The 12,783-nt window shown below is 63.4% G+C and carries 8 protein-coding genes; 2 read left to right on the plus strand and 6 right to left on the minus strand.

Going from position 1 to position 12,783, the window contains the following annotated elements:
- Positions 1–92: 92 nt before the first annotated feature.
- A complete protein-coding gene (locus BKY27_RS01495; protein ID WP_071672668.1) occupies positions 93–1,217 on the minus strand; it encodes a DNA methyltransferase in 1,125 nt (374 codons plus the stop codon).
- A 124-nt stretch (positions 1,218–1,341) separates the two neighbouring features.
- Positions 1,342–2,673, minus strand: a complete 1,332-nt coding sequence (locus BKY27_RS01500) for a hypothetical protein (RefSeq protein WP_146636142.1) — start codon at positions 2,671–2,673, stop codon at positions 1,342–1,344.
- Between the two features lie 667 nt (positions 2,674–3,340).
- On the opposite strand from BKY27_RS01500, the gene BKY27_RS01505 reads away from it, so the two are divergent.
- Positions 3,341–4,348 carry an efflux RND transporter periplasmic adaptor subunit gene (locus BKY27_RS01505; protein WP_071672670.1) on the plus strand — a complete coding sequence of 336 codons (1,008 nt, stop codon included), beginning with the start codon at positions 3,341–3,343 and terminating at the stop codon, positions 4,346–4,348.
- Positions 4,345–7,557 (plus strand): efflux RND transporter permease subunit, encoded by a 3,213-nt coding sequence (locus tag BKY27_RS01510; RefSeq protein ID WP_071672671.1) that lies wholly within the window; start codon positions 4,345–4,347, stop codon positions 7,555–7,557. The genes BKY27_RS01505 and BKY27_RS01510 overlap by 4 nt, the downstream gene beginning before the upstream one ends.
- Positions 7,558–7,609: 52 nt before the next feature.
- Here the strand turns inward: BKY27_RS01510 and hutU are convergent, their stop codons facing one another.
- The 4 genes from hutU to hutI are packed head-to-tail and all read right to left on the minus strand — an operon-like array spanning position 7,610 to position 12,779.
- Positions 7,610–9,274, minus strand: a complete 1,665-nt coding sequence (gene hutU, locus BKY27_RS01515) for a urocanate hydratase (RefSeq protein WP_071672672.1) — start codon at positions 9,272–9,274, stop codon at positions 7,610–7,612.
- A 3-nt stretch (positions 9,275–9,277) separates the two neighbouring features.
- Entirely contained in the window at positions 9,278–10,072 is a 795-nt protein-coding gene (hutG, locus tag BKY27_RS01520) for an N-formylglutamate deformylase (RefSeq protein ID WP_071672673.1), read from the minus strand.
- Positions 10,069–11,595 (minus strand): histidine ammonia-lyase, encoded by a 1,527-nt coding sequence (hutH, locus tag BKY27_RS01525; RefSeq protein WP_071672674.1) that lies wholly within the window; start codon positions 11,593–11,595, stop codon positions 10,069–10,071. Before hutH ends, hutG begins: the two co-directional genes overlap by 4 nt.
- A complete protein-coding gene (gene hutI / locus BKY27_RS01530; RefSeq protein ID WP_071672675.1) occupies positions 11,592–12,779 on the minus strand; it encodes an imidazolonepropionase in 1,188 nt (395 codons plus the stop codon). Before hutI ends, hutH begins: the two co-directional genes overlap by 4 nt.
- Positions 12,780–12,783: the final 4 nt, after the last annotated feature.

Consider the following 12,783-nt stretch of genomic DNA (forward strand, 5'->3'; position numbering starts at 1 on the left):
CGACCTTCGCCTTGAACTCGGGCGCGTGCTGCTTGCGTTTCGACATCTCTGATCTCCTTCTCGTCGAAGATCAGCAAACTGCAATTCGTAGCTTATGTCAGTGTCCGAAATTCGGGGGGTAGCTCACCCCACTTGCCATTCTTCTTTTGGTTCTGGGCGGTGAAGTCTCTATGAACCCACGGCCCTTTAGGGTCATTGTCTGGGTTCTTATACTCTGCGCGCTGCTTGTCCGTCATGGGCAAGCGATTGGCGCTTTCCTCAAAGATGGTCTTGAAGGTGCCATTGGACCGCTTGGTTGTGCCTTGCTCACGGGCAAAGACAAGAATGTTGTCATGTGAGTTGCCAAGAATAACGCGGTCGTCGGGTGAAGTTCGCTTCTGCCACGCAATATGCGCTACAAACTTTTCACGTCCGAAGACCTCATCCATCATCACTTTCGCATAGTGTACTTCCGTATCATCCAGTGTAACGAAGATTGCACCATCGCGAGTGAGTAGCGACTTTGCTATTTCAAGTCGCCCCTTGAAGAAGGTCAGCCAAGCCGAATGGTTGAAGCGGTCATTGTACCGGAACCCATCATTGCCAGTGTTATAGGGCGGGTCGATATAGATCAGCTTCACCTCGCCCGCATAGCGCGCTTTCAGCGAATGCAGCGCCAGCAGGTTGTTGCCCTTGATCAGCAGGTTGTCATCGTCCGACACCTCGCCCACGGGCTTGGCCTTCCCCGCTGCCACTGCCTCGCCATCCCAGCGTTCCCAGCCGGTCAGCACCTTGGGTTCAAACAGCCGCGTGATGTCGTCCGGGGCCAGCGTCGTGTTCCAGAACACCTCGTCGCGCTTGCGGTCCTCCTTCGTCATGCCGCCTTCCAGCACGCAGTCCTTGTAGGGCCACGCCAGCACCACGTCGCGCGACTGGCTCAGGTAATCGCCGCGCCCATCGGTCAGCCCGATCCGGTTCTTGAAGGCCGTGTAGCTGTCGGGCAGGAAGGCTTTGTTGGACACGAAGTCCTGAAACTTCACCTTGTCGAACACCAGCGCCCCGGCCACCGGCGTGAAGAAATGGTCCTTGATCGTATCGGACTGCATCAACAGCTCCAACAGACGCGCGTCCATGTTCAACGCCGCCTCGATCACCGCATTCTTGAGGATCGCCCCATCCGAGATGTACGCCTGTTCGGCTTGGAGAAGCGCGGTCAGGTCATCGAGAAGGTTCTGCATGGATGGTCGCCCCTGTGTCGGTCTTTTCGCCCTTTGTGCCTGACGGGACAGGGAAAATCCAGACGCGATGGGCCACGGGCCTTATTTGCCCCGGTAATGGGGATTTTGATTTTATAGGGGCAGTTCAACGTAGGGCGTAGGACCGGGTGACTTTGACAGGGGGAACCTGCCCCAGCCTTGCCTTGAAGGTGTCCTTCATCACCTGCACCAGTTCCCGTTCCAGATGGGCCTGCACGATGAAGGCGTCATGGATGGGCAGGATCGCATGGCCCGGCCTGACAAAGTGCAGCATGATCGCTTCCGCCAGATCGCTTTCCAGCCGTTGCAAGGTCAGGCCCTTGTCGGTGCCCAGCATGGCGGGAACCATCGGGAAGGCGTCCAGCACCTTGGCGCGAAAGTCCTCTGCCGTCATGCCCCACCGGGCGCTGTCGAAGTTGCGGGGTTCTTCTGTCATGCCTGTCTTGGAGTTGAGAAGGGCGGCAAGCGTGGCCTTTGCGTGGTCCCGCAAGTCATCGGGCGCATTCGCCCCCACTATTGGAGAATAAGGATCATCCGGTATGGGCTGGCCTGCCTCTGCCAACAGCACCGCCGGGTTGAAGCCCCGGAAGTCTGCTTCGATGGTGTGCTGCCCGTCTATGGTAATCGCGGGGCGAACATGGCTTTTGACGTTCTGCCACCACCCGCCATAAAACCGGCCCCCGTGGTCGAAGTCGCCCCGGTTGAACACACGGTGCAGGCGCACCTTGCGACCTTGGTATTCGGGTTTTCGGTCATGGATCGTAAGCGTGCGCGTGGTGTCTATGTCGGTCGCGTCCAGCTTTGCATTGATCTCGTCCAGACGTGCCCGCATATCATCAACCTCAGGCGTGTCATTATATCCGCAAAGCTGATCTTTGGCGTCCTTCAAACGTATGGTTTCTTTGCCTTTGTCCACTCGAAAGTCGGCAAAGGTCCAATCATCCGCTTGCAGTTCCGCTTCGCCTTTTTCGGTCAATGCAAAGCGGCTGGTTTGACTATGGCCGGGAAGATTGAAGCCGCGCTTGACCATCTCGACATAGCCATGTTTGCACAAACAGTCCTGCACCAGTCTGACCCGATCCGCTGTCATGTATTCGGGTCTGTATCGCTTTTCGCGGTCCAAAGCGTCTTTGCTCCGATACATGCCGATTGTGGTCGGCCACTTGTTGCACTGCGCACGCATGAGGTTTGCAAGGATTGCACTGCCGCAGTCGATAAACTTCTGTTCAGTATCTCGGCTTGGTTTGCGGTGCGGGAAAGAAGCAGCCCATTTCGCGCACACGTCATCCATAAGCAAGTCGATGAGGTTTTGAGCATCTGGGTTGGATGAAACGAGATAGGGTTCAAACGCCCACGACTGACCCCCGAGTTGATTGGGCAACTTCGCGGCCAATGCCTGTACTTTCAAAACAAGTGCGGACTTGGGTTCATCGGTCATCATAAAATCTCGACACATTTTTTCGTGGCCCCATCTATACATTGCCACGCGCCAACTTCCCCCATACCCCACCCGCCCGGTGAGGGACACGCCCCGGTTCGCGCCTCGCCCGCACCATAGGACACAGGAAGCGCGATAGAGCCAGCACCCGCACCACCTGTAGAGGGAAAGGAGCGCCAAGACGTGCCACCCCCCCTCACTATAGGACAAAGGGACAGCCAAGGCGGCATTCGCGCCACCTATAGGGCGATAGGAAGGCCACCTGAGCGACACCCGGCGGTTGACAGAAACACAACTTGGACAGCATAAGTGTGACACGAAGTGCGACACACAACTCAACCTTGCACTCGATTATTCAAGCCTTCCAGTGGCTTAGAAAAATGGTAGCGGGTCCGGTACTCGCCTCCACCCCTTCCCCGACATGAATACCCCGCTCGACCGGCCTTTTTCGGGCCATGGCAGGGGTGTCCCGCTGCCGGGTCTTGCGTCTTTTGAGCAAGATCAAGGACAGCGCCCGGAATGTCCGACAAGGCTGGCGCATCCAATCCACGCGACAATGGCCCGAGGGTTGACAGCGTCGTGATGGTGCATTAGCTCCACAATTAATTAACACTGTCAATAATATCGTACGCAGACTTCACACGCTTCGGCCCGCAAGGAACACCGCATGACACGCCACCGCAGCCCCCTGCCCCCCCTTCGCCCGGTTGTCCGGGCGGTTGCCCTGACCCTTGCCCTTGCCCTGACCGGACAGGCCAGCTTTGCGCAAACCGCCTATCCCGTTGAAACCCGGCAAATCACTGACTGGAAGTCGGTCTATGGCCGGATTGAACCTCGACGGCAGATTCCGGCCCGGGCGCGGCTCGGCGGGACGCTTGAGACATTGGAGGTCAGCGAGGGCGATCTGGTCGAGGCCGGTGACGTTCTGGGCCGCGTGATCTCGATCTCGCTGCAATACCAGCTCGCCGCTTCCGAGGCGCAACTGGAAGCGCTGCGGTCGCAACTGGACAACGCCGAGGCAGAGCTGACCCGCGGTGAGGAACTGCTTGCGCGCGGGGTGACGACGGCGCAGCGTCTGGATGCCCTGCGCACGCAAGTGGATGTGTTGCAAAACCAGATCGCCGCGACCGAGGCCGAGGGGCGCGTCATTTCCCAGCAACTGTCAGAAGGCGCGGTGCTGGCCCCGATCTCGGGCCGTGTCCTGACGGTGCCGGTGGCCGCCGGTGCCGTGGTAATGCCGGGGGAATCCGTGGCAACGGTGGGCGGCGGCGGGCTGTTCCTGCGCCTTGCGGTGCCGGAACGACATGCCCCCCTGATGGCGGAAGGCGACCGGATCGAAATCAGCGCGGGCGATACCGCGATCGAAGGCCGACTCGCCCGAATCTACCCACAGATCGAGAACGGCCGCGTGCTGGCCGATGTCGAGGTCGAGGGGCTGGACGACCGGTTCGTCGATGCCCGCGTGCTGGTGCGCCTGCCCATTGGCGAGCGTCCGGCGATCCTTGTGCCGCAAGCGGCACTCGACCACCGCTTCGGCCTTGATTACATCACCGTCGGCCAAGACTCCCCCCGCGAGCGGGTGGTGCAGATCGGCGACATTCACATGATCGACGGCACGCCCATGGTCGAAATCCTCGCAGGGATCGGCGATGGCGACACGGTGGTGCTGCCATGACCACCCCCTCTCATGACACCCAAGGCAAATCCGGCGGCCTCGGCTTGGCCGGGAACCTGACACGCGCCTTCATTCGCTCGCCCCTGACACCGCTCTTGATGCTGGCGGCCCTGGCCATGGGCCTGATCGCGCTGATGGCCGTCCCGCGCGAAGAAGAGCCGCAAATTTCCGTGCCGATGGTCAATATCCTGATCCAGGCACCCGGGCTGGTGGCCGAGGATGTGGTCAATCTGGTCACGCAACCCATGGAAGGCATCTTGCGCGCCATCCCGGATGTAGAGCACGTCTACTCTCAGACCAACGATTATCAGACCATGATCACCGCCCGGTTCGAGGTCGGCACCTCGTCCGACGCGGCTATCCTGCGCGTCCACGAACGGATTCGCGCCAACATGGATCGCATCCCGGTGGGCATCCCCGAACCGCTGATCATCGGGCGCGGCATCGACGATGTGGCCATCGTCACCCTGACGCTCAGCGGCGCGCCGGGCAGCGAGGTCGGGGCCAATGCCCTGTCCGATATCGCCCGCGAATTGCGCGGCGAGTTGGAGCGGGTCGAGGATGTGGGCCTTAGCTATGTCGTTGGCGAAGCGTCAGAATCCATTCGGATCACCCCCGACCCCGAGCGACTGGCGCTTTATGGTGTCACCTTGCAACAACTGGCGCAGAAAGTGGCTGGCGCGAACCGCACCCTGAACGCGGGCACGCTCTATGACGACGGCGAAGAAATTACTCTGCTCGCCGGGCAAAGCCTCGTCTCGCCCACCGAAATCGCAGGATTGTTGCTGACCACCCGTGATGAACGCCCGGTCTACGTCGCCGATGTGGCCGATATTTCCTTTGTCGAGGACATGTCCGACCATCGTGTGTTCCAGACCACCCGCGACGCGGACGGCACCCTTGACCGGCGCCCGGCGGTGACACTGGCCTTTGCCAAGCGTGCGGGCGCCAATGCGGTAACAGTGGCAGAAGACCTGCTGCACCGGGTCGAGGCGCTGGAAGGCAGCCTGATCCCCGACAGCGTGCAGGTGGACATCACCCGCGACTATGGCGAAACGGCACAGCACAAGGCCGACAAGCTGTTGCTGAAACTGTTCCTCGCCACCCTGTCCATCGTCGTGCTGACCTTGCTGACCATCGGCTGGCGCGAAAGCGTCGTCGTGGCCATCGTCATCCCAGTGACAATCCTGCTGACGCTTTTCGCGGCTTGGGCCATGGGCTACACGCTGAACAGGGTGTCACTCTTCGCTTTGATCTTCTCGATCGGGATTCTCGTCGATGACGCCATCGTGGTGATCGAGAACATCGCCCGCCACTGGGCCATGCCCGGAACCCGCACCCGCGTTCAACGCGCCATCGACGGCGTGGCCGAAGTGGGCAACCCCACCATTGTGGCGACCCTGACCGTTGTCGCCGCCCTGCTGCCGATGCTGTTCGTGTCCGGCCTGATGGGCCCCTATATGAGCCCAATTCCGGCGGTGGCCTCGGCGGCAATGATCCTGTCGTTCTTCATCGCGGTCATCGTGACGCCGTGGCTGATGATGAAAGTCTCGGGCAAGATGGACATGTCACATCACGGCCACGACGGCGCAAGCGGCGGCTTCCTTGGACGGCTGTTCACCAAGGTCGCGCGGCCGATCCTGAAAACACGCCCGCGCGCCGGGGGCTTTCTGATCGTCGCAACGGTGCTGTCCTTCGGCTCGCTCGCCCTGCTCTACACGCAGGACGTGACGGTCAAGCTGCTGCCTTACGACAACAAGGACGAGCTTGCCGTGGTCTTTGACCTGCCCGAGGGCAGCGCGCTGGAAGACACCGACGCGCTGGCGCAGGCCGTGGCCGAAATTGCCCTGTCGATGCCCGAGGTGGACTCGGTCGAAACCTATGCCGGCACCGCCGCGCCGTTCAATTTCAACGGGCTGGTGCGCCACTACTTCCTGCGCCAGGCACCACACCTCGGCGATGTGCAGATCAACCTTGGCGAGCGCGAGCGCACGAGCCACGAAATCGCGCTCGACCTGCGCGAGCGGTTGGCCGACCTGGAGCTTCCGGAAGGCACCCGCCTGCGCACGGTCGAACCGCCCCCCGGCCCGCCCGTGATGGCGACCCTGCTGGCCGAGGTCTATGGCCCCGATGCCGAAACCCGCCGCAACGTGGCCCGGCAGGTGCGGGCAGCCTTTGAAAGCGTGGATTTCGTGGTCGATGTGGACGACACCTTCGCCACGCCCGCCCGGCGGATGCGCTTGCTGCTCTCGCCCGACGATCTGGAATTCTACGGCGTGACCGAGGCCGATGTGCTGGATACCATCGCCACCCTGAACGGCGAACGGGTGGTGGGCTATTCGCACCGCGGCGACGACCGTGATCCCCTGCCCATCGTGATCGGGCCGGACCGGGGCGACCGGGTGCTGAATGAGAGCTTCCTCTCCACCCCCGTGCCCGCCAACCTGCTGCCGGGCGCGCGCGGCGTGGTCGAGCTTGGCGACGTGGTGCAGGTGGTCGAGGAAAGCGCCTCGCCGATGATCTTCCGCCGCAATGGCCGCCCAGCAGAAATGGTGATGGCAGAGCTTGCAGGCCGGTTCGAGGCACCGCTTTACGGTATCATCGACGTGAACGCGGCGCTGCAAGCGATGGATTGGGGCGACACGCCCCAACCCGAGATCAGCCTGCACGGCCAGCCCGAGGATGAAAGCCACCCCACCGTTTTGTGGGACGGCGAGTGGGAGGTCACGTGGGTCACCTTCCGCGACATGGGCGCAGCCTTTGGCGTGGCGCTGTTGGGCATCTATGTTCTGGTGGTGGCGCAGTTCGGGTCTTTCCGCCTGCCGCTGGTGGTGCTGACGCCGGTGCCGCTGACCTTCCTCGGCATCATGGCCGGGCACTGGCTGTGGGGCGCGCCGTTCACCGCCACCTCGATGATCGGCTTCATCGCGCTTGCAGGCATTATCGTGCGCAACTCGATCCTGTTGGTCGATTTCATCCGCAACGCCGATACCGAGGGCAAGACCCAGCTCGATATCCTGCTGGAGGCCGGGGCGATCCGCTTCAAGCCGATCCTGCTCACGGCGCTGGCCGCCATGTTCGGCGCGACGATCATCTTGAGCGACCCGATCTTTCAGGGTCTGGCGCTGTCGCTGCTATTCGGCCTGCTGACCTCGACGCTGCTGACAGTGCTGGTGATCCCGGCAATCTACCGCGTGCTGAAAAGCTGATCCTTCGGGATACGAATGAAAAGGGGCGGCTGTCGGGCCGCCCCTTTTTGCATCACAAGATCCCCGGCAGATCCAACCCATGCTCCCGCGCGCAGTCCAGCGCGATGTCGTATCCTGCATCGGCGTGGCGCATCACGCCCGTGGCCGGGTCGTTCCACAGCACCCGCTCCAGCCGCCGGTCGGCGTCTTCGCTGCCATCACAGCAGATCACCATGCCGGAATGCTGGCTGAACCCCATGCCGACCCCGCCACCGTGGTGCAGGCTGACCCATGTGGCGCCGCTGGCGGTGTTTAGCAACGCGTTGAGCAACGGCCAGTCGGACACGGCATCCGAGCCGTCTTTCATCGCCTCGGTTTCCCGGTTGGGCGACGCGACTGATCCGCTGTCGAGATGGTCTCGGCCGATGACCACCGGGGCTTTCAGCTCGCCATTGCGCACCATCTCGTTGAAGGCGAGGCCAAGCTTGTGCCGCACCCCCAGACCCACCCAGCAAATCCGCGCGGGCAGGCCCTGAAAGGCGATCCTTTCCCGCGCCATGTCCAGCCAGTTGTGCAGATGCGGGTCGTCGACCAGCTCTTTCACCTTGGCGTCGGTCTTGTAGATATCCTCCGGGTCGCCAGACAGCGCGGCCCACCGGAACGGCCCGATCCCCCGGCAAAACAGCGGCCGGATATAGGCGGGCACGAAACCGGGGAAGGCGAAGGCGTTTTCCAGGCCCTCTTCCAACGCCACCTGCCGGATGTTGTTGCCGTAATCCAGTGTCGGCACGCCGGCGTTCCAGAAATCGACCATGGCGGCCACATGCACCTTCATGCTGGCGCGCGCCGCCTTTTCCACCGCCTTGGGATCGCTCTCCTGCTTGTCGCGCCATTCCCCCACGCTCCAGCCCTGCGGCAGGTATCCGTGGATCGGATCGTGGGCAGAGGTCTGGTCCGTTACGATATCGGGATGCACCCCGCGTTTCACCAGCTCTGGGAAGACATCGGCAGCATTGCCGATCAGCGCCACTGATTTCGCGTCACCCGCCTTGGTCCAGCGGTCGATCATGGCCAAAGCATCATCCAGCGAGGGGGTAATCTCGTCCACATAGCGGGTGCGCTTGCGAAACTCGGCGCGCGTCTCGTCGCATTCCACGGCAAGACAGCAGGCCCCGGCCATGACGGCGGCCAAGGGCTGTGCGCCGCCCATACCGCCTAGCCCCCCGGTCAGGATCCAGCGGCCTTTCAGGTCGCCGCCGTAATGCTGGCGACCCGCCTCCATGAAGGTCTCATAGGTGCCCTGCACGATGCCCTGGCTGCCGATATAGATCCACGACCCGGCGGTCATCTGGCCATACATCGCCAGCCCGCGCTTATCGAGGTCGTTGAAATGGTCCCATGTCGCCCAATGCGGCACCAGGTTTGAATTGGCGATCAGAACCCGCGGCGCGTCCTTGTGGGTGCGAAAGACACCCACGGGCTTGCCCGACTGGACCAGCAGCGTCTGGTCGTCGTCCAGCCCGCGCAGGCTGGCCACGATCCGGTCGAAATCGTCCCACGTCCGCGCGGCGCGCCCGATGCCGCCGTAGACCACCAGCTCATGCGGGTTCTCGGCCACGTCCGGGTGCAGGTTGTTCATCAGCATCCGCAAGGGCGCCTCAGTGAGCCAGCTTTTCGCGGTCAGCTCAGTGCCAGTGGCGGGGAACACATCGCGGATGTTGTGGCGTGGATTGGTCATGGGTCAGCCCTTCAGTTGGGGGGCCAGATCGGCCAGCGTTTCGAGGATTTGGGTGAGGTAAGGGCGCAGGCGGGCGGCCTTGTCGGCGTCATAATCCCAACCGGCGTTTTCATCGGTCAGGTGGGTGCGCTGCGCCAGTTCCATCTGGATCGCGTGAAACCCGTCAGCGGGCCGCCCGTAGTGGCGCGTGGTCCAGCCGCCCTTGAAACGTCCATTCAGAACAGTGGCGTAGTCTGCCGCGCCGGCACAGATATCCAGCACAGCGGCCTCCAGCATCGGCGCGCAGGTGGTGCCCTCGTTGGTTCCGATGTTGAAATCGGGCAGCCGCCCGTCGAAGAGATGCGGAATGCGCGACCGGATCGAGTGGCAATCGTAGAGGATCGCCATGCCATGCCGGGCGCGCACCCGGTCCAATTCCGCCCGCAAGGCTGCGTGATAGGGGGCGTGAAACCGGTCGCGGCGGTCGGCCATCTCGGCCTGGGTCGGCGGCTCGACCCAGATCGGCGCGCCGTCGAAATCGGTCAGCGGCACCAGCCCGGTGGTATTCTGACCGGGATAGAGGCTTGCCCCCGAGGGGTCGCGGTTTGCGTCCACCACGTAACGATGAAAAGCCGCGCGCACCGTCGTGACACCGGGCAGCAACCCGTCATAGAGTCTGTGAATATGCCAGTCCGTATCGGACAGCGCCCGCCCCCGCGCATTCAGCCGCGCGAATACCTCGTCGGGCAGCCATGTGCCGGTATGCGGCAGGCCCAGAACAACAGGGCCATCGCCCCGAACCACCTCGACCGGGGTCATGCCGCGCCTTCCAGTTCCGGCAGGTCCAGCCCCTCGCACAAAGCGCCCGAGGCGACCAGATCGGCCGCCGCTTCCAGATCGGGGGCGAGGTAGCGGTCCTCGCGGATCGTGGCGACCCGCGCCCGCAGGCGCGCCAGCACCCCTTGCAGGGTCGCACTGGTCATCAGGGGGGCCCGGAACTCTACGCCCTGGGCCGCGCACATCGCCTCCACCCCCAGAATACGGGACAGGTTGGCGTTCATCCGGGCCAAGCGCCGTGCCCCGTGGGCGGCCATGCTGACGTGGTCCTCCTGATTGGCGCTTGTCGGGGTGGAGTCCGTCGAACACGGGTTCGCCAAATGCTTGTTCTCGCTCATCAGGGCCGCCGTCGTCACTTCGGCGATCATCAGGCCCGAGTTCAGACCCGGCGCAGGCGTCAGGAAGGGCGGCAGGTCGAAGGACAACGTCGGGTCCACCGTCAGCGCCACCCGACGCTGCGCAATCGCGCCAATCTCGGACAGCGCAATCGCAATCATGTCGGCGGCAAAGCCGACCGGTTCCGCGTGGAAATTCCCGCCGGACACGATCTGCCCCTCGCCCACCAGAACCAGCGGGTTATCCGTTACGGCGTTGGCCTCGATCCGAAGCGTGTTCGCAGCGCAGCGCAACATGTCCAGCGCCGCACCCGTCACCTGCGGCTGGCAACGGATGCAATAAGGGTCTTGCACACGGGCGTCGCCGTGGCGATGGCTTTCGCGGATCTCGGAGCCGTCCATCAGGGCGCGCATTGCGGCGGCCACTTCGATCTGTCCAGGTTGGCCGCGCAATGCGTGGATTTCGGCCAGAAGCGGCGCGGTCGAGCCCATGATGGCATCCGTAGACAGTGACGAGACCGTGATCGCGGCGCGCAGGTTGGCCCATCCCTTGAACAGCCCGACCAGGGCGCACGCTGTGGAAAACTGCGTGCCGTTGATCAGCGCAAGCCCCTCTTTGGGGCCGAAGGTGACCGGTGCCAATCCGGCACGCGACAGGGCGGCGCCACCAGGCAGGGTTTCACTGTCAAACGTGGCCTCGCCCTCGCCCATCATGACCAGCGCCATATGGGCCAGCGGGGCGAGGTCGCCGGAGGCCCCGACCGATCCCTGTTCGGGGATCACCGGGGTCACGCCCGCCGCCAGCATCCCTTCGATCAGCCGCACCGTCGCCGGGGCCACCCCCGACGCACCACGCCCGAGCGACAGTAATTTCAGCGCCAGCATCAACCGCGCGGTGTCCCTTTCCAACGGGGTGCCCACCCCGCAGGCATGGCTGCGGATCAGGTTGCGTTGCAGGGCGGTGGTGTCCGTTGGGGCAATCTTCATCGAGGCCAGTTTGCCAAAACCGGTGTTGATTCCGTAAACCGGATCGTCGCCCGCTGCGGCCTCGGCCACCATGCGATGCGAGATTTCGATGGCCGGAAAGGCCGCCGGGTCGAGCGTAGCCGCCGCACCGTTCCAGATTGCTTCCAAATCGGCCAGGGTGGCCGCACCGGGAACCAGTTTCATTGTTGAACCTCGCCTTTGAACCAGCGTTGATGAAGGGGATTGAAGCCGAACCGATACGCCAGCTCTGCCGGGTGAGTCACGTTCCAGACCGCAAGGTCGGCCCGCTGCCCCGACGCGATCCGGCCCGTGTCGGACAGGCCAAGAGCGCGGGCGGCGTTCACGGTGACACCCCGCAGCGCCTCTTCCGGGGTCAGGCGGAACAGGGTGCAGCCCATGTTCATGGCCAGCAGCAGAGAGAACATCGGCGACGAGCCGGGATTCGCGTCGGTCGCCAACGCCATCGGAACGCCGTGACGACGGAAGGCATCAACCGGTGGACGCTGCGTTTCGTGCAGCGTGTAGAACGCGCCTGGCAGTAGAACCGCCACCGTTCCGGCCTGCGCCATCGCCCGCGCGTCGGCTTCGGTCGCGTATTCCACGTGATCCGACGACAGACCGCCATAGCGCGCGACCAATTCTGTGCCGCCCAGATGCGACAACTGTTCGGCATGCAGCTTGACCGGCAGTCCAAGCGCCTTGGCCGCTGCAAACACCCGGTCGATCTGCGCGGGTGAAAAGGCGATCCCCTCGCAAAAGCCATCGACCGCATCCACCAGCCCCTCGGCATGGGCCCTATGCAGGGCGGGCAGGCAGACATGGTCGATATAGGCGTCGGCGCGATCGGTGTATTCGGGTGGCACTGCGTGGGCGGCAAGGAAGCTGGTCTTGATCCGCACCGGGCGCAATGTTTCCAACGCGCGGGCCGCGCGCAGCATGTCCAGCTCGGACTCGATCGTCAGCCCGTAGCCGGACTTCACCTCGACCACGCTGACGCCCTCGGCCAGCAAAGAGTCCAGCCTTGGCAGCGCCAGCGCCACAAGCTCCTCGACCGAGGCGGCGCGGGTCGCCGTGACGGTCGACAGGATACCGCCCCCTGCCCGCGCCACCTCTTCATAGCTGGCGCCCTTCAGCCGCATCTCGAATTCGCGCGCCCGGTCGCCGCCATGGACCAGATGGGTGTGACAGTCGATCAACCCCGGCGTCACCAGCCGCCCGCCCAGGTCCACCGCGTCGACTTTGGGGGCGTCGGCCTCGGCCCCGACCCACACAATCGTGTCACCGTCCAGCAGGATCGCGGCATTTGGGATCAAGCCATAGGGCGCATCGTCCGCCATCGTGGCCACGGTCAGGTTTCTTATCAGCATGTCC

It is taken from the genome of Nioella nitratireducens, assembly GCF_001879715.1.
Taxonomy (GTDB): Bacteria; Pseudomonadota; Alphaproteobacteria; order Rhodobacterales; family Rhodobacteraceae; genus Nioella; species Nioella nitratireducens.